Source organism: Woronichinia naegeliana WA131 (assembly GCA_025370055.1).
In the GTDB taxonomy this organism is placed as follows: domain Bacteria; phylum Cyanobacteriota; class Cyanobacteriia; order Cyanobacteriales; family Microcystaceae; genus Woronichinia; species Woronichinia naegeliana.
In genome coordinates this window covers 3089200-3114251 of record CP073041.1, presented here as the reverse complement: position 1 = coordinate 3114251, position 25052 = coordinate 3089200, and the positions used below count along the sequence as shown (strand labels likewise).

At 42.6% G+C, this 25052-nt stretch carries 14 protein-coding genes and 1 pseudogene; 10 read left to right on the top strand and 5 right to left on the bottom strand.

The window, feature by feature from the left end; translation table 11 throughout:
- Window positions 1–75: 75 nt before the first annotated feature.
- Window positions 76–1251, bottom strand: a complete 1176-nt coding sequence (locus KA717_15810) for an IS4 family transposase (protein UXE63883.1) — start codon at window positions 1249–1251, stop codon at window positions 76–78.
- Window positions 1252–1268: 17 nt separating this feature from the next.
- Window positions 1269–1463: a transposase gene (locus tag KA717_15805; GenBank protein UXE63882.1), complete on the bottom strand. Its 195-nt coding sequence runs from the start codon at window positions 1461–1463 to the stop codon at window positions 1269–1271.
- A 427-nt stretch (window positions 1464–1890) separates the two neighbouring features.
- Between KA717_15805 and KA717_15800 the strand changes: the two genes are divergently transcribed.
- From KA717_15800 to KA717_15780, 5 genes are all read left to right on the top strand, one after another.
- Entirely contained in the window at window positions 1891–2106 is a 216-nt protein-coding gene (locus tag KA717_15800; GenBank protein UXE63881.1) for a type II toxin-antitoxin system RelE/ParE family toxin, read from the top strand.
- 71 nt (window positions 2107–2177) lie between these two features.
- Window positions 2178–2393 (top strand): HigA family addiction module antitoxin, encoded by a 216-nt coding sequence (locus KA717_15795; GenBank protein ID UXE63880.1) that lies wholly within the window; start codon window positions 2178–2180, stop codon window positions 2391–2393.
- Window positions 2394–2536: 143 nt separating this feature from the next.
- Window positions 2537–2776, top strand: a complete 240-nt coding sequence (locus KA717_15790; GenBank protein ID UXE63879.1) for a hypothetical protein — start codon at window positions 2537–2539, stop codon at window positions 2774–2776.
- On the top strand, window positions 2748–3104 hold the full coding sequence (locus KA717_15785; protein ID UXE64680.1) for a type II toxin-antitoxin system PemK/MazF family toxin: 357 nt from the start codon (window positions 2748–2750) through the stop codon (window positions 3102–3104). The genes KA717_15790 and KA717_15785 overlap by 29 nt, the downstream gene beginning before the upstream one ends.
- Before the next feature lie 113 nt (window positions 3105–3217).
- Window positions 3218–3799 (top strand): Uma2 family endonuclease, encoded by a 582-nt coding sequence (locus KA717_15780; protein ID UXE63878.1) that lies wholly within the window; start codon window positions 3218–3220, stop codon window positions 3797–3799.
- Between the two features lie 212 nt (window positions 3800–4011).
- On the opposite strand, the gene KA717_15775 is transcribed toward KA717_15780, so the two are convergent.
- A complete protein-coding gene (locus KA717_15775) occupies window positions 4012–5448 on the bottom strand; it encodes a DUF697 domain-containing protein (GenBank protein ID UXE63877.1) in 1437 nt (478 codons plus the stop codon).
- Between the two features lie 169 nt (window positions 5449–5617).
- On the opposite strand from KA717_15775, the gene KA717_15770 reads away from it, so the two are divergent.
- Window positions 5618–7924 carry an ATP-dependent helicase gene (locus KA717_15770; GenBank protein UXE63876.1) on the top strand — a complete coding sequence of 769 codons (2307 nt, stop codon included), beginning with the start codon at window positions 5618–5620 and terminating at the stop codon, window positions 7922–7924.
- Window positions 7925–8086: 162 nt separating this feature from the next.
- Here KA717_15770 and glgA read toward each other — a convergent pair whose 3' ends face one another.
- Complete coding sequence (gene glgA, locus KA717_15765; GenBank protein ID UXE63875.1) at window positions 8087–9562, bottom strand: glycogen synthase GlgA; 1476 nt, start codon at window positions 9560–9562, stop codon at window positions 8087–8089.
- A 148-nt stretch (window positions 9563–9710) separates the two neighbouring features.
- Here glgA and pheS point away from each other — a divergent pair, with 148 nt between their 5' ends.
- The 4 genes and pseudogenes from pheS (at window position 9711) to KA717_15745 (ending at window position 23556) form a co-directional block, all read left to right on the top strand.
- Entirely contained in the window at window positions 9711–10706 is a 996-nt protein-coding gene (pheS, locus tag KA717_15760; protein UXE64679.1) for a phenylalanine--tRNA ligase subunit alpha, read from the top strand.
- Between the two features lie 541 nt (window positions 10707–11247).
- Window positions 11248–12529: pseudogene (locus KA717_15755) on the top strand (ISKra4 family transposase).
- A gap of 49 nt (window positions 12530–12578) precedes the next feature.
- Window positions 12579–22775 carry a hypothetical protein gene (locus tag KA717_15750; GenBank protein UXE63874.1) on the top strand — a complete coding sequence of 3399 codons (10197 nt, stop codon included), beginning with the start codon at window positions 12579–12581 and terminating at the stop codon, window positions 22773–22775.
- A 322-nt stretch (window positions 22776–23097) separates the two neighbouring features.
- Window positions 23098–23556: a DUF4164 domain-containing protein gene (locus KA717_15745; protein UXE63873.1), complete on the top strand. Its 459-nt coding sequence runs from the start codon at window positions 23098–23100 to the stop codon at window positions 23554–23556.
- An 83-nt stretch (window positions 23557–23639) separates the two neighbouring features.
- Here KA717_15745 and KA717_15740 read toward each other — a convergent pair whose 3' ends face one another.
- On the bottom strand, window positions 23640–25001 hold the full coding sequence (locus tag KA717_15740) for an NAD(P)/FAD-dependent oxidoreductase (protein ID UXE63872.1): 1362 nt from the start codon (window positions 24999–25001) through the stop codon (window positions 23640–23642).
- Window positions 25002–25052: the final 51 nt, after the last annotated feature.

The following is a 25052-nucleotide window of genomic DNA, read 5'->3' as shown; positions in this document are numbered from 1 at the left end:
TAAAAAGTTGTAGAGTCGTTTTTCTTGTGAAAAATGGTGTTAATTTTCCTCTCTTTTGTGAGCTGACTTTTCCCGTTAAGTGCGGATTGCAAGCTGCCAGCCTTGGCAAAGGTCATGCAACTTCAACCAACCGCGCCAAAGGACTTGGATACCGAGAGGAGTTTTACGACGATGTTCAAGATAACCACCAAGAAAAGCAACAGACTCGACAGCCCAAGCAACAGTCAAAATAGGGGGAAGTTTTTGAGAGGCGGCTGCTTTTAACACCTGAAGTTGAAGAGGATTAAGAATTTCAATCGCGAGAGCATCGGGCTGGGTACGATGAAGATAAGTAACGTGTAAAAGTTCAACAGCAATGACACTTAAAAAACCCAAAAGAGTTTTCATTCCATCAGAGGCAAGTCGATAACGCTCACTCTGACAACCAGACTTAAGGACTTTATGAAATTCTTCAACCCGCCATCGGTAGGTGTACCAACGAAGAATAGTGACAGCCATCTCAATAGTCTCAACAACTTCTGTAGTCAGAAGCATCCAAGATAAAGGAGTTTCGCCTTCGGGACAATCGATTTCTGTCGCATAAACAGCATAGACATTCAACGGGTCACGATTATCAAAACGATAGGGAGTTCGTAGATTAACTGAGCAAAATCGGACGGCAAGCTTAACCTTCCGTGCTTTTCTTTTTCCTGTACTCGGAATCTCGATTTCTTGATGAAAACGAATCGGTTCTGATTCCAAATGTTGCCAAAGTCGTTCACTATTTTTGTCTAAACTACGATTATGAGACGCTCTGACCAGCACTCCTGTATGCTTGAGTTGACGCACTGAGTCAAAGACTTCTGAAACATCTCCTTCTCTGTCAAATACATGAATTACCCTCGTTGAACTTTCTACCTGTTTCTCACAGGTGTTTAGAGCCTCTACCCATTTGTAGGATTCTTTTTCCTCAAATGGTCTTTGACGAGCTGCTTTTCTTTGTTCTTTCTGTCTTTCTTTTTTCTGCTTCGCCGTTTCATCTGTTGGGGGCTTTTCTTTTACCTCCCTATTCCACAGTTTTTGCCATAATAAACCTAATACTTGTCCTTTTTCTGGCTCAATTGCTAAAGCACTATGCAGTATTAATCCATTCCCTCCTTTTCCAGTCGGCCCATACCCTTCCCTTTTTTCCTTGATATTGCGATAATCTAAGAAGGTCGTATCTCCGACTGATAGCATTATCTTATATTCTTCTACGGCGGCAGTTGTCATTTCACAGTGCGGCTCTATTATCTTGACAAAGTCTGTTTTCGGATTCCCAAAAATTCATAGGCCCTCTTTAACTCGTTTCCTCCCTTAAACACTTCTGATAAGGCTTTTCCAAACCCCTCACTTAACTTTTTCCCAATCGAGAAGGCACGATTGTTTAGCCTCTCGTCTCCCAATTCACAACTGGCAAAGTTTTTTGTCCACCATTCCAACATTTTTTGACCTGCCCTTTAAGATTTTCTCCATTTTACAGTCTCATACTCCCTTCATCCTTTGTTTTTGAAATTTGAACGATAAGCGGGATGATGGCTTCAGAATATTTTTTTCCTGTCAAGAGAATCATTACTCAAACCCTTGCCAGATAAAGCCTCTAGAAGTTTGCATTGCTGGATTTTGGACTTAACGGGAAAAGTCAGCTTTTGTGAGGAGTGATTTGTGTTGACCTTTTTAGACAGAAAGGAACAATAGATTAAACAAAATCTGTATTTTGATTTGTTTCCATAAGGATAAGTTATCTATGCTTTTTCAGTCCATACTTCCCTAACCCACATTTCTTTCGTTTTTTGACTTTTTCAGCAAGCCCTAAATAGCAGAGACTCAAGAAAAATCCCCTCTGAGATCACTCGAAAAGCCTTGAATAAATTGGATATTTTAAACTCTGTTGAAAAGAAATTGGATATTTTAAACTCTGTTGAAAAGTTAGATGACCTAAAAAGTCCGCCAGGCAATCGTTTAGAAGCACTTAAGGGCAATCTGAAAGGATTCCACAGTATTCGGATTAACAATCAATGGCGAATTATCTTTCAATGGCAAAATGGTAACGTTAGCAAAGTCCAAATTATTGACTATCACGATTAAATAATATGATACCTACCAATCGCATCCCCACCCATCCTGGAATTATTCTCTTAGAAGAATTTCTCCAACCGATGAATATTACTCAAGAAACTCTAGCAAGTTATTTGAATATCTCAATAAAGCAAATTAACGAAATCATTCAAGAAAAAGATAAAATTACACCAGAAATAGCCTGGTTATTAGCTCAAGCTTTTAATACCACACCACAATTTTGGATGAATTTACAGACTAACTACGATCTAGCCTTGAATAAACCTAAAGACGTTAAACAGGCAATAACAACTTGAAGAGATATGCAAACTTTATGACTTTTTAGTGCGATCGCGGTTCTTTCGTTTGTAATTGAAAAAGGCGATCGCTGTAGCTAATTGTCACAGCTTCTCATTATTGCTTTAATGTTAAAATGAAATAACTACTTTTAGGTTTTTCTATGCGTGCGATTGAAACTACTGGTATTCTAAATACCCAAGGGCAAATCCAACTTGATCATCCCATTCCCCAAGAAAAGGCCAGGTTTGTGCGTGTTATTCTTTTGATCCCAGAGGATGAACTCAATGCAAAAACCTGGCTAGATGCCGTTGCAAATAACCCTAGCTTTGCTTTTCTGCATAATTCAGAAGAAGATATTTATACCCTTGAAGATGGACAACCTGTGGCAAATGAAGGGTAAAATCGTTTTGATTCAATTTCCCTTTGAAGATTTATCTTCCAGTAAAGTTCGTCCTGCTTATTGTCTAACAAATAAAGTTGGAGTCTATCAACATATTATCTTTGCTCTAATCACCAGCCGTATTCCCGAAAGTCCCCTCCATACAGATATTATTCTAAGACCAGAAAATCCAGATTTTATGATGAGTGGTCTTCGCAAATCATCAACCATCAGGCTTGATCACTTGGTAACACTTCGAGCTTCACTGATTCAGCGTGAGCTAGGATTATTATCCTTAAAAACTCGAACCTTAATTGTAAATATTTTGTATGATATTCTACGCTCCTAAAAAGTGCGATCGCGGTTTTGTTGTTTGTAATTGAAAAGGGCGATCACTGTTTATTCCAAAAGTCATTAAGATAGAGAGTGTCGCATTTGCCATCTAAGCAGAGAGCAGTCCCCATGACCGTTGTCACTTCTCCGCCCATCCTTACCGAAAACCAACGTTTTGTCTTACCTGGTCGCCATTCTTGGCAGGATTTTAAGGCGATTCAAGGGGTGATGGAACAGCAATCTGGACTGCGTATGACCTATCTAGACGGAGTAATTGAGTTCATGACTCTGGGTGAGTACCACGAAACAATTAAAAGCATGATTGCCATTTTGTTAGGGATTTATTTTTGGCAACAAGGAATTCAATTTATTCCAGTCGGTAGTGCGACCCGTGAATCTAAAGAAAAATCGGTATCTTTTGAGCCAGATGAATCCTATTATCTAGGAGAAAAAAAAGAACATCCTGATTTGGCGATCGAGGTTAATGTCACCAGTGGTAGTCCCCAAAAACTGGAAAAATATCAACGGCTTAGTATTCGAGAAGTTTGGATATGGCAAGCTGAAAAATTGGTGATTTACGTCTTAGAAGGCGATCGCTACCAGGAAACTCCAACCAGTAAATTACTGCCAAATTTAGATATTGCACTACTGGAGGAATGCGTAATGATGCCTTCCCGACTGGAGGCAATCCAACGGTTTACAACTCGATAAAAATAAACGGTAATTTTCTAGAGTAAATGAGGAATTGGCGAGCATAGACAATAAAGTTTTAGAAAAGCGATCGCTGCGTTATTACTTGTAATTGAAAAAGGCGATCGCCCCTCCTTTAGTTGACAAGAGGAAAACTAACATCTCACTACTAGAATTGGCAGTTCAGCGATATTTTCCGTCATTAGACCTATTCCAAGCCGACAATCATGATGTTAGTTCGATAAACCTAGCTTAATACTAGCATTGCCTTTAACCTGATTAAGCGTCTGTTGGGCAAAATTCTGAAGCCAACTATAACGCTGGGTTTGCTCGAAAACTTGTCGGATCTTTTGACTCAGATTTTCAATATTCAAACCATGATTAGTATTGAGATTTACTTCGGCTTCCTGCATATATTCCACCAAACTTAAACCAGCGACACGGGTGAGATAGGCTGCACTAATCCCCTGTAACGCTCCACCCGCCACATAGGTTAGGGGTTGGGTTTTCAAGATACTGCCTAACGCCTGGGTCGAAAGTTCCACTAAACCGAGTTTAACCATGAGTTGCGCTAGGGTTGTGGCCACTGTTCCAGCCTGGGAAAGGGAAAGTTTTTGTTGATAAATCTTGCCTAAATCTAAGACCATCTGACCGTTAATCGCGGCGGTTGCTAGCAGATCAACACTGGCAATAGGGTTAATTAAAGCGGTTCCGGCGGCTAACCATTGATATTGTTCAATAATCGGTAAAGCGCGATCGCGGCGAATTTGATTTAAACGGGTTTGGGCCGTGATTTTTATTTGCTGTACTTCTCGCCACAGTGTACCTAACAGTAAACGTTCTTTTTCTGATTGAATTAAGTGATCAAGGCGTTGGCTAAGATTGCCTAAATCGGGATTGGGTTGTTCCCAAATTTCCTCCACTGTGCCATTCATTTGATGTTTTCTCACGGCAATGGGTTGAGGAGCCGCCGCCATACTCAAGACATCTTCTAGTGGCGCAATGGTTTGCCAATGGTGTTGTAATTGTTGCAAAATTTCCTGGCGATCGCTGAGGGAATATTGATCTTGCTTATTGAACAGTAATAGGCAATGGTAGTATTGACGATGCAGGGATTCTACACATTGCCATTCTGGATCGGTCAGATCGCCATTGGTTAAAAATAAAACCAGATCTACCTGGGTCAAAGACTGTAGCGGATCAAGAGATTCTTTTTCTAAAAAGAGGGGGTCTGTTTCCAGCCAAGTTAAACCTAATTTTTTTGACCAGGCTTGAGACTCAACTAAGGCTTTAAAAGCCGTTTTGCCCGTGCGTTTGCCGCCTGTAATGCCAATCGTTAAGGTCGTGCGTTCTAGACCTTGGGCAAGGTTGGGTAAAGCTAAATCTCTGAGATCTAAATCAGGATTGTCCTGGGCAATGGTTTCTAAACAATGCTGAGTTGTGGCGATCGCCGTTGAGACCGTTTCGACACTCAAAGGGGCAAGAGGGCTAGAAGAGGCCACTTTAGCAGGACGTTTCAGACTCCAAATTCCCAGACCGAGCAAGGTTAATCCCCAAAGACCCCATTGGCCCACCGCTAAAATGTGGGTGTGTAAACCTTCCCAAGCTCCTAATAAAAGACATAATGCCATGCCCGTCATTAAAAGTGGTTTCCGTCCTGGAATTCCCATTTTCCTTGCCCCTCTGCAAAAAATAGATGCTTTGCCCGACCACGCTCTAAAAGAGACGTAACCATTCTTTTCTATGCTACTGCAAGGGGGGAATCGCATTTTCTCTCTCCCATATCCATTTACGATTTTTAACGATTGTTGTTCTTTTGCTTTTTTTGTTTTGAGGACTATGTTGGAAGCCAGCGTCTTAACCCAAAAACTTAACCAACTGCGAGATTCTCTGCGGCCAGGTCAACGTCCTTTAGCCGATTGGTCTGGGGGAGAAATGGCCGTTTCAGCCGTACCAGGAGCCGGTAAATCCCATAGTCTGGCGGTGGCCGCCGCGATCGCCATTGCCCGTCATCAATTGCAAGCTCAACGCCAGTTAATCATTGTCACCTACACCCGTTCAGCCGCAGCGGCCATTAAAAGTAAAGTACGAGAACGTCTTCAGGAATTGGCCCTACCGGCCATCGGTTTTTCTGTCCAAACGTTACATGGTCTAGCTCTGCAAATTGCTAACCGTCATTCAGAAGTCTCCGGTCTGAATTTAGAGCAGATGACGTTAATTACTCCTAATCCAGGCCATCGCATTATTCGAGATACGGTAGAGCAATGGATAGAAAATTACCCGATTGATTATCGAGAGTTATTAACGGCTGGTATTTTTGATGGTGAAGAAACGGAAAAATTACGGCGACAATCGGTATTACGAACTGAAGTTTTGCCCAGTTTAACCTTTACCGTAGTACGAGAAGCAAAAAGTTCTGGTTTGTTGCCCCAGGCAATTTGGGAATTAAGTAATCTCTCCCAGAGAGATGGCATTTTAGCGATCGCGGCCGGTCTTTATGAACAATACCAAAGCTTAATGCAAGCTAAGGATTGGATTGATTACGATGATATGATTTTGGCGGCTTTGCGCGTTTTAGATCAGCCAGATATTTGTCACCATTGGCAACAACAAATTTTTGGTGTTTTTGAAGATGAAGCCCAGGATTCTAGCCCACTTCAAGAAGCTTTAATTACCCGTCTTGCCTCCAATGCCTATCATCCCGAAACACCGGCCAATTTAATTCGAGTGGGCGATCCCAATCAGGCGATTAATTCCACTTTTACCCCCGCCGATCCCCTTTACTTTAATTGGTTCTGTGAACAATGCGATCGCCAGGATCAGTTTGCCACCATGGATCAAGCGGGTCGCAGTAATCCCACCATTATCGAAGCCGCTAACTTTCTCCTCCATTGGGTCAATCAAAACTGGCAAAAACCCTCCTCCCTCTCTCCCCATCCCCCCCTCTCCTCGTCCCCCCCTCTCCCCATCCCCCCTCCTTTTCGCTGCCAAAATATTCATCCCGTGGCCAGCAACGATCCCCAACCCAATCCGCCCGCCACTGGCCAAGGCTTGGAATTATGTCAACCGGAAGATATTTTTCACACTGTCACCCTGATCCGACAAAGGGCGATCGCCTTATTAAAAGCTAATCCGGATCACAATCTAGCCATTTTAGTCCGAGAAAATCGTCAAGCTCAATTTTTAGCCCAACAGTTAGAAGACCTCTTTAAAAATGAAAATATTCCCGTTTATGAAGTGGGAGGCAGCGATCGCTTTTCCCAAATTCCCAAAGAAATCCTGACCCTCCTAAAATTTATTGACCGTCCCCATTCTCCCGACTTTTTGAAAGCAGCCCTGGGTATTTTGCAGGAAAAAAATCTCATTCCGGCCCAGGATATTAACCGTTTAGCCGTCTATCCCGAACAATTTCTTTATCCTAGTCCCCTGGAATCTCCCACATCAGAAGCGGTTAACCTAGCCCGTCGTTATTGCTGTAATTTATTACGGGCAAAAATTGAATTACCCCACTATCAATTAATGCCTTTTCTGGGTATGACCCTCAATTATGATGGTTCCCAATTAGCCACGCTCCAAAAACTGTCCGAACGCATTCAACAGGAAATTAATCAGCAAAATTCCTTAAAAAATACCCTGATTGTCCTCCAAGAAATTGTCAACTCGGAACGTTTTGAAGGCATCGAAGAAGATAGCGATGATCTCTACACCCGACCTGGGCAAATTACCATTATTACCATGCACAAAGCCAAGGGATTAGATTGGGATTATGTGTTTATTCCCTTTCTGCACCAAGATATCATTCCGGGTCAACTTTGGGTTCCCACCGCCGCCAAGTTTTTAGGCGACTATACCCTAGCAGAAGTAGCCCGCGCCCAAATTCGTACTGCCATTCACTATCAACATATTCATCACAAAAGTATTTCCCATTTGCCTGATCCTCTCACTGCCTGGGAAACAGCTAAAAAACTGAAAGAAGCGGAAGAATACCGTTTACTCTATGTGGCTATGACTAGGGCAAAACGACTGTTATGGTTAGCGGCCGAGCAACAGGCTCCCTTTCGTTGGAGTATTTTTCAAGGCGATAAAAATCCTAAGTTGGAACCTAAACAACCTTGTCCAGCTTGGCTTGCCCTTCAACAAGTATAATCTCCAAGAACTAAACAAAGGCACTCAGCCTTGAGAACTCGAATACAAAGATTAGCGAGAAAAAGGTGTTAAAAATAGCTCAACTCGACCCAAAAAAGGGACACAAGCTATTATGCCCCCATCATCTATCAAATTTGAACACAATAAATGACTTTTTAATACCTATTTATGACGAATAAAATCATAAACTCCTTCATATTTTTCCCCTGGAATCTTCCATGAATAATCATATTCCATTCCTTGAATGGCTAACTGACGGAATTCCTGGGGATTATTTTTGTACAAATCAATAGCTCGCCCTAGGGCAGATTCGAGAGCTTGTTGATCCGCTTGATAGAAGACAAAACCATTGCGTTCTTGGGGTAAATGTTCCTGATCATAGTCCCAATCAAAGACCGTATTAACTAAACCCCCGACTCCACGCACCACCGGTACTGTACCATAGCGCAGTCCGATCATTTGGGTTAAACCACAGGGTTCATAGTTACTGGGAACTACAATCATATCGGAACCCGCATAGATGAGGCGTGATAACTCTTCGTTAAAACCTAGCTCAAAATGAACATCTGGGTTATCGTTTAAATGCTGTTTTTCATGCCAGAATTGACTATTTATTTTAGGATCGGTGGCTGAGCCAAGCAGGACAAATTGGCAGCCATGAGCTAGGGCATAGTAAATAGAATGATGCAATAGATGAACCCCTTTTTGATCATCTAAACGGCCAATAAAACAGAGGAGGGGTTTATCAGAATCTTGGAGTAATAGACGTTCTTGTAAGGCTTTTTTGTTTTTGACTTTTTCTTCAAAAGTTTTACTATTATAGTGGACAGGGATACACAGATCCTTATCAGGATTCCAGACTTCATAATCTAGTCCGTTGAGGATGCCACCAAATTTGCCTTGATGAACTTCTAGGGTATGACCTAAGCCGCAACTAATCTCGCTAAAACGAGCTTCCCAGGCATGGTGAGGAGAAACGGTGTTGACATAATTGGCATAGACAATGCCCGATTTCATAAAGTTGATTGCCCCCGGATTAAAGTTATCTTGTAGGCGATCATATTCATAATAATAAGCATCATTATTTAAGCCCGTTGACCAGAGAATATTGGGGCCAGCAATACCTTGATGTTTAAAGTTGTGGATGGTATAGCAGATTCGCTGAGTTCCCATGCCATGATATTGATAAATTTCAAATAATAAAACGGGGATCAGTCCTGTTTGCCAATCGTGACAATGGATAATATCAGGGCGTTTATTACTCCGGTGTAAAAATTCGATCGCTGCCTTACTGAAAAAAGCAAAGCGCATATGGTCATCTAACGCGCCATAGTAATGACCACGATTGAAATAATTTTGTTCAGAATGGGGTTGAATAAAGAAGCAAAGACGGCCATGAACCCAACCGCAAAAGACGGAACAGTGAACCTCTCCGCCATCCCAAGGCACCATTAAGTCTCGATAGGCATCATGGAGACCCCAAATTTGGTCGTAACGCATACAATCGTACATGGGAAGAATAATTTCGACACAGTGGCCGCGATTTTCGAGTTCCCGACTTAGCCCATAAATGACATCCCCCAAGCCTCCTGCTTTGATGACTGGGGCGCATTCTGAGGCAATTTGAACGATATACATGCTGACTCCTTAGTGAGATGAAACGTTGGGTTATCCTAATTTAGTTGCTTGTATTGTCCTATATTTTTGCAACAGTCCTGATTCACAGTAAACTCAGGTATAGTCTTAGCCCACAATTAGCTTTCATTTTTCCACGCCTTTGCCCATTATGACCACGCAGTTAGAGACGGATTTACACACCCTACAGCAAGAAGCCCAAACCGCGATCGCCGCTACAACCGATCTCAATGCCCTGGAACAACTACGCATTCATTATTTGGGTAAAAAGGGACAGCTATCCCTCATTCTCAAGGCCATGGGCAAATTAAGTGCGGAAGAACGCCCTCGGATTGGTGCGATCGCCAATGAAGTTAAAGAAGCCGTCCAAAATCAATTAGAGGAGCGCAAGCAAAATCTACAGGATGCGGAAATTCAAGCGCAGTTAGCGGCGGAAACCCTAGATGTAACGATGCCTGGCACCTATCGCCCCTTGGGACGCATTCACCCTCTCAACAGCACGGTAGATAAGGTTTTAGATATTTTTGTCGGTTTAGGTTATACCGTGGCCACGGGCCCACAAGTGGAAACCGATTATTACAATTTTGAAGCTCTCAATATTCCTGCCGATCATCCTGCCCGCGATATGCAGGACACTTTCTTTTTAGGAGATGGTCGTCTCTTGCGAACTCACACCTCTCCGGTGCAAATTCGTTATATGGAAAGCCACGAACCCCCGATTCGGATTGTTGCCCCTGGTCGGGTTTATCGTCGGGATACGGTGGATGCCACCCATTCTGCGGTTTTTCATCAAGTGGAGCTATTGGCGATCGACAAGGGGTTAAAGTTTACCGATCTGAAGGGAACTATTCAAGAATTTGTTAAACAAATGTTTGGGGAAGCCTTGCCTGTCCGTTTTCGTGCCAGTTATTTTCCTTTCACCGAACCTTCTGCGGAAGTCGATGTGCAATGGAAAGGCAAATGGTTAGAGGTGATGGGTTGTGGCATGGTTGATCCCAATGTGATGAAATCCGTCGGTTATGATCCCGAAGTTTATACGGGTTATGCCGCAGGATTTGGGGTCGAACGTTTTGCGATGGTGTTACATCAAATTGATGATATTCGCCGTTTGTATAACAGCGATCTGCGTTTTTTACGTCAGTTTTAAATTAAAATCACGACAATTAAGGAGGTTTTGTAACAAAATTTAACATTCGCCCTAACCCTTGTATCTACTGGCTTTGTGGTAATTGACCGTTAGAACAGGGCTTGCTTTTTTTGTATTTATTGCTAAACTACCGAAGAGTATGCCCGCTAAGAATCCTATTCAAATTTAGTATTTCTGAAATTTCTGGAAAAACTTCTGTTGTTAGAGATTCTCTTTTTCGCGGCTCTAAAGTTTTTCAATCATTCTCCATCAAGAATAATCACTTAACTTATTACCACTATGAGCATTAACTCTACATTGAGCCTTGTCTATGACCAACTTAGCAATTTTGCGAGTTTGGAAAATTTCTGGAGTCTATTTGATACGGCGTTTGGAACGCAATACGACTATTTAACGGCTTTCACGCTTAAGTCGCAATGGCAAAGTCAGGATTTTAGTTTGTTTCCCCAGATTGAGGTCGTCAGTAGGGGTGTGACCTTTAGTTGATGAAGGAAAAGAAAAGTGTTAACATGAGATGAAAAGTGACAAAGAGGAAACAATGATGACAGCAAAACTAATTAATGTAGAGGGTTCAAAGATAAAAATAGAACTAACATTAGAACTCAGTCGTTCAATGTTGGATACAGAAATAAATATTCAAAAAGGCTTAAACGAAGTAGGTTGCATCGCCAGCAAAGAAGCCTTGAAATATTTAGATACAGATGGTTCACCCTTAAAAATCGGTGAAGAAATCTGGAAGAGTAAGGGAGAGCAACCGAAAGAATATCAAACACCTTATGGTGAGGTTATAGTGAATCGTCATGTATATCAGCGTTCACCTTTGAGGAAAAACGTATTGCCCCTTAGAAAGAGAAGCAAGGATAATCATAACATCAACGCCATTATTGGCAAAACAGGTATCCTCAAAAATGTCAGGGATGGCAGGCAAAGAGGTGAAAAATGATTTATTAGAAAATCATGGTAGAAAAGTAGCGCTATCCTATATCCAAAGATTGAGTGAAGCAGTAGGAAGTGTGGTACAGGCAAAAGAAGAAGCGTGGAGTTATGCCCCGCCCAAGGAGGATAGCCAAATTGCAACAGTGGGAATAGGATTAGATGGAACCTGTATGCTGATGTGTGAGGATGGCTACCGTGAAGCAATGGTGGGAACCGTTTCCCTATACGATAGTGAGGGAGAACGTCAACAGACAATCTATCTAGGTGCGGCACCAGAGTACGGAAAAAAGAGTTTTCTAGAAAGATTGGAAAGAGAAATTGAGCGAGCGAAAAACCGTTATCCAGAGGCAAAATTTGTCGGTATAGCAGATGGTGCAGAATCAAATTGGAAGTTTTTAGAAAAGCAGACGGAAGAACAGATATTAGATTTCTATCATGCCTCTGGTTACTTAGGAGCGTTGGCAGAAGCGTTGCATCCGAATACCGTGTCAAAACAAAAAGAATGGTTGACTGAAAATTGTCGAGAACTCAAGCATGAAAAAGGAAAAGCAGGAGAACTGCTAAATCTGATGAAAGAAGTCAAAGAAGAAAAAAGTCATTCTAAGAATCTTACCGAGAAACTACAAGCGGCGATTACTTATTACGAGAATCATCAGCATCAAATGGATTATGCTGAATACTTAGAGAAAAAGTATCCGATTGGTTCAGGTGTTACGGAAGCAGCTTGTAAGACGTTGGTCAAACAACGATTATGTTGTTCAGGAATGCGATGGAAGGAAAAAGGAGCAGGAATTATTTTGAGCCTACGAGCTTTGGTATTGACCAAGGAACGATGGAGTCAATTTTGGGCAAAACTTGATCAATATGGGTTCCCTGTAGAACCCTGATTACAACAGCTTTTATCAACTAAAGGTCGCACCCGTCAGTAGCGAGGTTTTGGGAACGGCGAAGGGTGCTTATGCCATTAGCACGAATAAGATTTATTTGTCGGATGCGTTTATCAGTTCGGCGAGTCAGCAGTCTTTGGAAGCGGTTATTTTAGAAGAGTTTGGGCATTTTGTGGATGCTCAGGTTAATGCAACAGATACGTTAGGAGATGAAGGGGAACTTTTTTCGGATTTGGTACGCGGGGTGAGTTTGAGTGCTGCTGAGTTGGGTCGCATTCAAGCGGAGGATGATCATGCGGTGATTGTGGTTGATGGCCAAGAAGTGGCGATCGAGCAGAGTGCTGTTATTTCTATTTCGCCCTCAACGATACCGAAAGGTTTTGTGATCAACGCGACTCTCCCTGGCGGTACAGCAAGGTTAGGTCGGGTCGTTAAAGGTAATGGCGACATCAATGGGGATGGTTTCAATGATTTTGTTGCTCTTGCACCAGACGAAAATTTATTTCATGGTATTCTTTATGTCTTTTATGGCGGAAATGATCCCAATACTTTAAGCATAATTCCCTCTACTGCTATCAATCTTAATTCATCTTTTGCTGATCAAATAGCGGTAAGTCTTGGCGATATTGATGGAGATAGTTTCGATGACATCATTATTGGTGATTCTGCTACCAGCAATAACCCAGGAGGTGGAGTTCATGTCATCTTTGGTGATTTCATTACTACTAATATTGCTACTAGTGTAACAAGCCTTAATGGAAGCAATGGCTTTACCTTCTATGACGGGGGCAACACGTCTGGTAGTTTAGGCACTTCGGTCAGTGCAGGTGATGTTAACAATGATGGCAAAGATGATGTCATCATCGGCGATCTCTTTGCGGCGGGTACTGATGGTCAGGTTCATGTCATCTTTGGTGGTAATCCTAGTCTTTCTTCGAGTTCGGGAACTGTCGATATTAGTACGCTCGCCCTTAATACTGATTTCCTAAAAATTAACGCTCCTAGTGGTTCATCGGGTGGTCTAGGTGCTTCTGTTTCGGTTGGAAATATTGACGGAACTGCTGGAAAAGACATTATTATCGGCGCGCCTTTTTCGTCTGTAAATCAAGGCAAGACCTATGTTGTTTTTGGGGACAACACTATCTACGGCACTCCCTCAAGCATCAATACTAACTTGAGTCTTCTTAGTGGCAGCAATGGTTTCAGTTTCGACGGCGGATCACTTCCTCCAGAATTTTTAGGCTATAAAGTTAGCAGTGTCGGTGATATCGATAAAGATAATTACGATGATTTGCTTGTCACTGCCCCTGGAAATAGCACGGGTTCAAGTACGTCAAACCCATTGCGATACGTCCTTTTTGGTAACTCAACCTTTACCCCAAACATTACCTCTAGCAGTATTACTAGCCCAAATGGTTTTCGCATTACCGGTCTTGATGACCCTAACCTGTTTAACACATTTGAGGAGGCGATTAGTGCGGCGGGTGATATAAACCACGATAATATTGAGGATTTCATCATCGCCCAAGCCTACAAAGATACCAGTGGATTAGTTGATTCTGGTCTAGTTACTGTCGTTTACGGAAAAGATCGGAATGGGTCAACACCTTTTGGTAGTACTCTTAATCTGGCAACTTTAGGCATCAATGATGGTTGGTCAGTCCAGATTAGTGGCCTGACTGCGGGTGATTTGACTGGCTTGTCTGTTAGCAATGGAGGGGATATCACTGGGGACGGAATTGATGATTTCTTGATTGGTGCGCCTGGTGCCAATGGAGGTGACGGAAGGGTTTATGTTGTGGCGGGACACCCAACAAATGTACCTATTCCTGAAACTACTGTTGATTTTTATCCCAGTTATGTTTATGGCAATGGTGTTGATCCTGCAAATTCTCTTTATGGCTACAACGATTTGGGAAAACGTTTGATTGGAGAAAATCACAAATTTGTGGTTACTTTTGATAACGTAGCCTCATCCCCTGGCAATATTGGTTATCAGCCTTTTTTCGACATATTCCTCGATACAAATGGCGCGGATGGCCCTGCCAATCCCGACGGGTTTGATACGACTTTTGGGACTAATGGGATACAAGTTACGGCTCTTTCAGATGCTTATTACCCAGTTAATCCTGTCACAGGCCAGCCTAGCGGAGCAAATACTATTAATTATTTGCCGAATATTTTGACTTCTACTATTTATTTAGGTACGGGTGCAAATGCTGGAGATTTAATGGTTCTTCATCCCTACGACTCGGTGCCAATTAATTTAACTGCAACTCTTCCTTCTCTACCTACGGATATTGGGGTAGGGGATACGTTGTATGTTGTTCCCTTATTCACACAGAGTTTTGCCCCTGATCAGCAACCGCTAAAATTTGAAGTAGAAGTCAAGATTAGCGACAAGGCAGATTATCTAGACCCTAATAATCTCCCTATTCCCCCAGCAGATACGAAATTAACAGTAGCTACTCGTGGTGGTTTTAAAACAGGTAATGGTATTGCTAACACTCCTATTTTTGATACAACGGCTACGGATGACAGTCTAGAACCGCAACTATTTCGGGTCTGGAAAACCTTTAATAATGGATTTGACTACGGCAAGATTATTACAGGTGAAAACTTTGGTGGACGCTATGACATTTTTATTGATGTTGCTCCTGGACAGACCATCAATACATTAAATATGTCAGATACTTTATTCAAAGATATTTTATTCACAAATCTTGCTTCTACTAACGCGACTTCTTGGAGCTACTCACCTACTGGCGTTCCTGGTGGTACTGTCACTGCGTCTTTTGGCAACATAACAGGTGTGAATGGTCAGGTTGATGCTTCTTTAAGCTTTGATGTCAATATCGGACTTAAAGATAATCTTCCTGTGGATGTTCTCAATCCAAATACGGCTGATGATGTCGTCGCGGATAATGACGCTTTTGTTACTGCTGCACTCTGGACACCTATTGATACGAACGATCTTCCACGTTCCAATTTAACGGAAGATCTGGGAGACATTGATAACAGCATTAGTGAATTGGCAATAGGGGTACGAAAAAGTTATTCCATCGTACAGGACAATAAAGCAGTTGGATTAAGCCCTGGTGATGTCATTGAATACACCTTAGATTTTGCTGTATCTGATTATTTTGCCTTTGGAAATGTGGTTCTTAATGATTCCTTTTCTGATGGTCAAGCCTTTGATACCAGTTTCGCACCGTTCTTTAAGGTTACTGAGCATAATATTACAACTGGTGGCAATTTTGCCATTGGCAACTATTCTGTGACTAATCCTGGTACTAATGGCACGGTAAATTTCAATCTCTCTTCCCAATTATTAGCTTCTGGTGCTGATACCAAATTGTTAGGGGGTAAGATTGGCAATTCAGGTGGTTATACTGGCAACTTTGGGCAAACCACAGGAATCATTAAATTCCGCACTGTCATCCAAGAGGATTTTGCGACTCAGTTTCCATCAGGAGACAGTTCTGTTGATAATGGTGACTATTTGAGCAATAACGTCAGCATTACAGGGAATGTTTTAAAAGTTAATACTTTAACACCCACTGGTTTCAATGAAAGCGACAGTTCTGGTGTTGGGCTTCTCCTACCGCGCGGGCAGTATTCTAATTACGGAGTCAGTGTTTACGCGATCAATGGTTTAACTCCAGGAAATGTTGTGGTAGCAGGCGATCTAGTTACCTATCGCATTCAATATACGATTCCTTTTGGAGACATTGAAAAGTTAAATTTCGTCTCTGAACTTCCTTTTCCTGTTTTTGATCTATCTCTTTTTGATACAACTCAGATATACAATACAGGTACACCAGGCTTACCAAACTTAAATCAGGTCTCCTATCTCCCAAGTGATACGGTTCATACTTTTACCACTTTGAATCCTAATGGTTCTGTAACACCAACTCTGAGTGTTGATGTTCAAAACAATAAATTGCAGATTGATTATGGGACGTTTGATGATCCAACGACTAATCTTACTCCTGTTACGGTTGATTTGATTTACACCTTGAAAGTGGGTAATCAGCCTACACAAAATAACTTACTGACGAATATTGTCTATGAGCTAGAAAGCAGTACAAATGCAGGCGATCGTCTTTTTTACAATTTTGCCAGTCTTCAATTAGGTCAACCACAACTCAGTATCCAAAAGGGTGTGGTAGCGACAACCGAATCTGCAATTACTCAAGCAGTGTATAGCCAATTTTTCCCTGTAGTTGGTAGTCCACCGACTGTTAATTTTCAGAACCCAGGTGCTACAGGAACACAAGCATTTAATGGCACAATCAACTCTAGTCTTCTGGCGACTAACAACTATTTTGATAGTGATGTAACAGCGTATCTAAATCGGACTACTCCTTCAGACAAGGTTACCTATGCCATTATTGTCGAAAATACAGGTTCCACTGGGGCCTATGACGTGCTGATTAAGGATGCTCTCCCTCTTGGTTATACTGTTAGCGATGTTAGCAATCTTAAGGTGACAGATGGTGCGGGTACTGCTATTGGCTATACGGGTACGCTATTCAGTACAACTGGAATTACCTTAAATAATGGCTCAGGAGGTTCAATTAAACAAAATAATCTTTTGAGTGGTGATAACATCGCAGTCATCACCTATGACTTAACCATACAAGATGGAGGATCATTACCACCAAATCAAACCGTCTTAACGAACCAAGCCATCCTAGAAGAGTATGCGGCATCTCCAGGTGGAGCCAAGTTCTTACCTGGTAGCCTACAACTTACTGATAACGCTAAGGTTCAAACTCAATTTTATCTTCAAGATCAATTTCTAGCTTTCCGAAACGGTTTGGGGGGAATTTTAGCGAATCAAATCTTTAATGCCTTTAATTATCAACAAGGCAATCTATTAAACTATCACGTGGTTGTAAGGAAGGGAAGCCCAACCGGTCTGGTTGTATATGATAGCGCAATACCATTCAGCTCTAGTCAGAATCCTTTTGTCTCCATTAATCCAGCCACTCTTCAGTTTCAGTTTCAAAACTCTTTAGGTGCATTCGGAATTGGTGCACCAACTTATTACGTCACAGTTGAAATCTCTGACGCAGATCCTCTGAATAACCCATCTTTATCATTACCTTATGATGCGATCGATAGTTTCCTGTTTCGAATTCTTCCAAATGGATTGGTCATTAACAATTACATTGCCGGTGCTACCGTATTTTTTGATGTTAATAAAAATGGCATTTTAGATACAGGCGAAGTTCAGACTAGCACCGACGAACAAGGTAAATATGCCTTTGCAGTTGATTTATTACCTCTCTACGACACCAATAGTAACGGCATTCTTGATCCTACAGAAGGTCAAATTGTCGCTATTGGAGGCATTAACACCGCGACAGGACTAGCCCAAACAACTCCCTTAATTGCCAGTGCCGATGCCTCCGTCTTATCCCCCTTAACCACTATTCTCAATCAACTAATTAACAGTGGTTTGACCAAAGAGCAAGCCAATAGCCTGTTAGTCCAAAGTTTAGGCATCTCTAACACCATTGACATCAACAACTTTGACCCTATTCTGGCAATTAATAACAACGAAGCTGGTGCAGTCTCGGCCTATGCAGAATATACCCAAATAGCCATTTTAGTGAATGCCCTGACAGAAGTTGCCTCACAATTTTCTACCACTTCCCGAAATGACAATTTCAACAAAATAGTTCCAGCAATTGCCACGCAAATTCAAGCTGGTTCCTTAGATTTGACCAATCAAAATCAGATCAATGCCATTATTGCTAAAGCAGGAGTATTCAGCCCAAGTAATGCCAGTATTGCCCAAGGGATTGCTCAAGTTATAGCAGAAATCAATCAATGTGTTGCTACTTTTGCGGCTAATTCCCCCACGACATCCCTTGAGAATCAATTTGCTCAAGCGGAATCTGTTTTAAGCGCAGTTGCCCAAGACTTCAGTGCGGTAGCCCAAGGGACAAAAACAATTACGCAAGCCGTAGAAGAAAATATAGGAACAGCCCTAAAGCAACAGATTACCAATGCCGTTGTTAACAGTGCCAATCCCACCGATATTGCCTTAAGCAACGCTAGTGTTTTTGAAAGCCAGCCCGTTAACACCTCTGTCGGTACACTAACAAGCGTTGATCCTGACAGTAATAGCTTCACCTATAGCTTAATAGCAGGTTCAGGAGACACCGATAACGCCCTATTTACTATTGCAGGCAATCAACTCAAAACTAACGCCATTTTCGACTACGAAACCAAAAATAGCTATAGCATTCGGGTCTTGACTTCTGACGGCAATGGCGGAGTTTACTCAAAACAATTCACCATTAACATCACCGATAGTGCCAACGATATTTTTACTATCACTCCCCAAAAAGACATTATTGATGCCCTTGATGGCGATGATACTGTTACGGGGACTTTTGCTAACCTGCAACAACAGGACTCCATTAAAGGCGGAACAGGCATTGATACTTTAGTTATCACCGAAGGAACCACTTCAAATGCCGTCACCATTAATGCCAGCAACACCACCAACCAACTCAACATCACAAATACAACCATCAACGGTTTTGAACGCTTTGACCTAAGCGGCTTCCTCGGCAAAGTTACCTACACAGGCACAACTGCCAATGACTGGGTTGCAACGGGTGCAGGTGCCGACGTACTTAATGGTGGTACAGGAGTCGATACCCTAATTGGTGGTCTAGGCAATGATGTTTACCAAGTGGATAGCACCACCGATGTCATTACCGAAAATGCCAACGAAGGAACCGACACGATTCAATCCTCTGTCACCTATACGATCGCTTCTCTGCCAAACATCGAAAACTTAACCTTAACCGGTTCTAGCGTGATTAATGGTACTGGTAATACAGGGAATAATGTTCTCACAGGCAATACTGCCAACAATACTCTCAATAGTGGTGATGGCAATGACATCCTCAATGGTAGTACAGGAGTCGATACCTTAATCGGTGGTCTAGGCAATGATGTTTACCAAGTTGATAGCACCACCGATATCATTACCGAAAATGCCAACGAAGGAACCGACACGATTCAATCCTCTGTCACCTATACGATCGCTTCTCTACCAAACATCGAAAACTTAACCTTAACCGGTTCTAGCGTGATTAATGGTACTGGTAATGCTGGCAATAACATCCTCACAGGCAATACTGCCAACAATACTCTTAATAGTGGTGATGGCAATGACACCCTCAATGGTGGTACGGGCGTTGACACCCTAATCGGTGGTCTAGGTGATGATGTTTACCAAGTTGATAGCACCACCGATATCATTACCGAAAATGCCAGTGCAGGAACCGACACGATTCAATCCTCTGTCACCTTTAGCCTAGCTGCTTTCCCCAATATCGAAAACCTGACCTTAACCGGTTCTAGCGTGATTAATGGTACGGGTAATGCTGCCAATAACATCCTCACAGGCAATACTGCCAACAATACTCTCAATAGTGGTGCTGGTAACGATACCCTTAATGGTGGTACGGGAGTTGACACCCTAATCGGTGGTCTAGGTGATGACATTTACCAAGTGGATAGCACCACCGATGTCATTACCGAAAATGCCAACGAAGGAACCGACACGATTCAATCCTCTGTCACCTATACGATCGCTTCTCTACCAAACATCGAAAACTTAACCTTAACCGGTTCTAGCGTAATTAATGGTACGGGTAATGCTGCCAATAACATCCTCACAGGCAATACTGCCGACAATACCCTCAATGGTGGTACAGGAGTCGATACCTTAATCGGTGGTCTAGGCAATGATATTTACCAAGTTGATAGCACCACTGATGTCATTACCGAAAATGCCAACGAAGGAACCGACACGATTCAATCCTCTGTCACCTATACAATCGCTTCTCTACCAAACATCGAAAACTTAACCTTAACCGGTTCTAGCGTGATTAATGGTACTGGTAATGCTGGCAATAACATCCTCACAGGCAATACTGCCAACAATACTCTCAATAGTGGTGATGGCAATGATACCCTCAATGGTGGTACAGGAGTCGATACCTTAATCGGTGGTCTAGGTGATGATGTTTACCAAGTTGATAGCACCACCGATATCATTACCGAAAATGCCAGTGCAGGAACCGACACGATTCAATCCTCTGTCACCTATACGATCGCTTCTCTACCAAACATCGAAAACTTAACCTTAACCGGTTCTAGCGTGATTAATGGTACGGGTAATGCTGCCAATAACATCCTCACAGGCAATACTGCCAACAATACTCTTAATAGTGGTGATGGCAATGACACCCTCAATGGTGGTACGGGAGTTGACACCCTAATCGGTGGTCTAGGTGATGATATTTACCAAGTTGATAGCACCACCGATATCATTACCGAAAATGCCAACGAAGGAACCGACACGATTCAATCCTCTGTCACTTTTAGCCTCGCGTCCCTTGTCAATGTAGAAAACCTAACCTTAACCGGCTCTAATGCCATTAATGGTGTAGGCAATGCTAGTAATAACATCCTAACGGGCAACACTGCCAATAACCTCTTAGATGGTGGCACAGGCATTGATACCCTGATTGGAGGTGCAGGAGATGATACTTATGTTGTGGATAATGCCACCGATGTCATTACTGAAAATGCCAACGAAGGAACCGATACCATTCAATCCTCCGTCACTTTTAGCCTCGCGTCCCTTGTCAATGTAGAAAACCTAACCTTAACCGGCTCTAATGCCATTAATGGTGCAGGCAATGCTAGTAACAACATCCTAACGGGTAACACCGCCAATAACATCTTAGATGGTGGCACAGGCATTGATACCCTGATTGGAGGTACAGGAGATGATACTTATGTTGTGGATAATGCCACCGATATCATCACAGAAAATGCCAACGAGGGAACCGACACGATTCAATCCTCTGTCACCTATACGATCGCTTCTCTACCAAACATTGAAAACTTAACCTTAACTGGTTCTAGCGTGATTAATGGTACGGGTAATGCTGCCAATAACATTCTCACAGGCAATACTGCCAACAATACTCTCAATGGCGGTGATGGCAATGATACCCTTAATGGTGGTACAGGAGTCGATGCCTTGATCGGAGGTCTAGGCAATGATATTTACCAAGTGGATAGCACCACTGATGTCATTACCGAAAATGCCAACGAAGGAACCGACACGATTCAATCCTCTGTCACCTATACGATCTCTTCTCTACCAAACATCGAAAATCTGACCTTAACGGGTTCTAGTGCTATTAACGGCACAGGTAATGCTGGCAATAACATCCTCACAGGCAATACTGCCAACAATACTCTCAATGGTAGTACAGGAGTTGACACTCTAATCGGTGGTCTAGGCAATGATATTTACCAAGTTGATAGCACAACCGATATCATTACCGAGAATGCCAACGAAGGAACCGACACCATTCAATCCTCTGTCACCTTTAGCCTAGCTACCGTTGTCAATATCGAAAACCTAACCTTAACCGGAGCTAGTTCCATTAGTGCGACAGGAGATTCAGGCAATAATGTCCTAACGGGCAACACTGGCAATAATACCATTGATGGCGGTGCTGGTGCTGATACCCTGAATGGTGGTGCTGGCATTGATACCCTGAACGGTGGTACTGGTAACGATATTTATGTGGTCGATAGTACTACAGATATTATTCTGGAAGGAGCAGGGGCTGGCACTGATACGGTTCAATCCTCTGTCACCTTTAGCCTTCAGGTTTTCCCAGACATTGAAAACCTCACCCTAACTGGTGCTAATGCTATTAATGGCACGGGCAACAGTGGCAACAATGTCCTAACTGGTAACACTGGTAATAATGTCCTCATTGGTGGTACTGGTAACGATATTCTTACTGGTGGATCTGGTAAAGATACCCTAACAGGTGGCACAGGGACAGACCGGTTTGTATTTACTAGCCTCGCTGATTCCCTGCTTGCTGGCTATGATGTCATTTCTGACTACACAATCGGTGAGCAAATAGATGCTCCGCCTACTGTCGCTGCTGTTGTACTCAACACTTCTAGTGGTATTGCAGCTAGTCTGGCAGCAGCAGATATCTCTAGTGCGTTAGGCGTGTTTGCAGCCAATACTGCTAAAGCGTTTACCGTAACTGGTCAAAGCGGAACCTTCCTTGCTTTCAATGATGCAACGGCTGCTTTCAATGCGGCAACTGACTCTATCGTTCAACTATCTGGCTACAATATCAGCGCGGCGAATACAGTTACCATTGTCTAGTGTGATATTAATCGCCGATAGACCTTAAATCCTAAAGTAGGGTGGGCATGACTCACCCTATACTCTTTTTTATAGCGATCGCTTTTTTTTGTTGAAGGGGAAGAGGCGATCTCTTTTTTAAAATGGATAATGGACAATTAACAATGGATAATTATCAACTATTTTTTTGAATGGATAATGGACAATTAACAATGGATAATTATCAACTATTTTTTTGAATGGATAATGGACAATTAACAATGGATAATTATCAACTATTCATTATCAATTATCAATTATCAGCGATCGCTTATAATAAACTCAACAGTTCTCTGAATGAGCAATGACTACCACACCCACTACGGTTAGCTATACCCTCGAAGATGTTCTAGATCGCTTTGAGCAAAAAATGGACAGGCAGTTTGCCGAAGTCAACAAACAGTTTGCCGAAGCCAATCAAAAAATGGACAGGCAGTTTGCTGAAGTCAACAAACAGTTTGCCGAAGCCAATCAAAAAATGGACAGGCAGTTTGCCGAAGTCAATCAAAAAATGGACAGGCAGTTTGCCGAAGTTAACCAAAAAATGGACAGGCAGTTTGCCGAAGTTAACCAAAAGCTTAATAAACTGGAAATTGGGCAAGTGGAACTGTCCGGCGAAATTAAAACTCTAGACGAGAAAGTCAGTGGTATTGATAAACGTCTAGATAATCAAGAATTTATTAATCGAGGAGTTTTAGTTGCACTGATTGTTGCTCTTATTGGTGGAGCAGCGAAATTGTTTGGATGGTTGCCGACCAGTTAAACGCTCTCAATTTTGCAAGCGATCGCTTTTTTTCCTGGTTAAGAAGGGAAGGGGCGATCGCTGCCATTGCCATAGACCTTAACTTAGGACGCGACTAGGGATTTTTCCTTCTCTTTAACTTTCTGATCAGGAATGTCTGTTACTGACGAAACTTGTATTTGTCCCTCCCCTGTAATAATTCTGGCTCCTCGACCGCGCGTAAAATAATTCCAGCCCCATTGCAACATCACAATTAACTTATTATCAAACTCAATTAAATAATAAATATGGGCCCAAACCCAGATCATCCAAGCTAATAAACCCGTAAACTTGGCAAAACCGAGATCCACCACTGCTTTATTCTGTCCAATCACGGCCAAACTACCGTAGTCAATATAACGGAAAGAAGGCAAGGTTTGACCCGCTAAACGAGCCGGAATTAAGCGAGAAAGATAGGCTGCTTGCTGCATGGCGACTGGAGCCACACCCGCTAACGGTTGATTATCCTGATGGGCAAAATGGGCTAAATCTCCTAGGACAAAAACATTGTCATAATGGGACACACTTAAATCTGCATTCACCACAACTCGTCCTACCCGATCCAGTTCGGCCCCTGTCCGTTCTGCCAAAATTTTACCTAACCCAGAGGCCGTCACTCCGGCTGCCCACAGCACTGTATAGCAAGGAATGGCGCGAATGGTTTCTCCCTGGCGCACAGTCACGGTGTCATCCGTGATATCAATAACCATTGTTTGGGTTTGTACTGTTACCCCTAACTGAGTTAAGTCTGTCTGCGCTTTAGCGGATAGTTGGGGAGCATAGGGCGGCAATACCCGATCCATGCCCTCAATCAGTAAAATCTGGGCCTGTCGAGTATCAATTGTGCGGAAATTAAGCTGCAATGAACTATGGGCAATTTCAGCGATCGCCCCGGCCAATTCCACCCCAGTCGGGCCACCCCCCACAATCACGAAGGTTAACCAAGCCTGTTGTTTGATCGGATCGGTTTCCTTTTCAGCAGCCTCAAACGCGAGAAAAATACGCCGCCGCATCTCTAGGGCATCTTCAATTGTTTTTAAACCTGGTGCCAGGGGTCGCCACTGCTCCTTGCCAAAATAGTGATGACTAACTCCAGTCGCTACGATCAAAATATCGTAGGAAATTGGTTCATGATCTTTGAGGATGACTTTTTGCTGTTCAGGATCGAGATCAATGGCCTCATCTAGCAGGACTTTGGTATTGGCATGATTGTGTAGGACAACCCGCAAAGGTGAGGCAATATCAGCAGGGGAAAGACTACCAGTGGCGACTTGATAGAGTAGGGGCTGAAAGAGATGAAAATTGCGTTTGTCGATCAGGGTAATTTGGACAGGGGCATTTTTTAAATGTTTTGCCGTGTAGAGACCGCCAAATCCTCCACCCAGAATGACGACGTGAGGTTTGTCTGAGCGATTAGGATGACTCATAGCCGGACTCCTGGGAAGAATTTTTTGAAGATTTGTAAATTTTTAGCTGTC

Bases quoted from the DNA above. Each gene is read 5' to 3' on its own strand.
- glgA (UXE63875.1), bottom strand. From the start codon at position 9,562: ATGTATATCGTTCAAATTGCCTCAGAATGCGCCCCAGTCATCAAAGCA.
- pheS (UXE64679.1), top strand. From the start codon at position 9,711: ATGACCACGCAGTTAGAGACGGATTTACACACCCTACAGCAAGAAGCC.
- KA717_15790 (UXE63879.1), top strand. From the start codon at position 2,537: ATGCGTGCGATTGAAACTACTGGTATTCTAAATACCCAAGGGCAAATC.
- KA717_15775 (UXE63877.1), bottom strand. From the start codon at position 5,448: ATGGGAATTCCAGGACGGAAACCACTTTTAATGACGGGCATGGCATTA.
- KA717_15795 (UXE63880.1), top strand. From the start codon at position 2,178: ATGAATATTACTCAAGAAACTCTAGCAAGTTATTTGAATATCTCAATA.
- KA717_15740 (UXE63872.1), bottom strand. From the start codon at position 25,001: ATGAGTCATCCTAATCGCTCAGACAAACCTCACGTCGTCATTCTGGGT.
- KA717_15745 (UXE63873.1), top strand. From the start codon at position 23,098: ATGACTACCACACCCACTACGGTTAGCTATACCCTCGAAGATGTTCTA.
- KA717_15810 (UXE63883.1), bottom strand. From the start codon at position 1,251: ATGACAACTGCCGCCGTAGAAGAATATAAGATAATGCTATCAGTCGGA.
- KA717_15785 (UXE64680.1), top strand. From the start codon at position 2,748: ATGGACAACCTGTGGCAAATGAAGGGTAAAATCGTTTTGATTCAATTT.
- KA717_15780 (UXE63878.1), top strand. From the start codon at position 3,218: ATGACCGTTGTCACTTCTCCGCCCATCCTTACCGAAAACCAACGTTTT.
- KA717_15805 (UXE63882.1), bottom strand. From the start codon at position 1,463: ATGTTGGAATGGTGGACAAAAAACTTTGCCAGTTGTGAATTGGGAGAC.
- KA717_15770 (UXE63876.1), top strand. From the start codon at position 5,618: ATGTTGGAAGCCAGCGTCTTAACCCAAAAACTTAACCAACTGCGAGAT.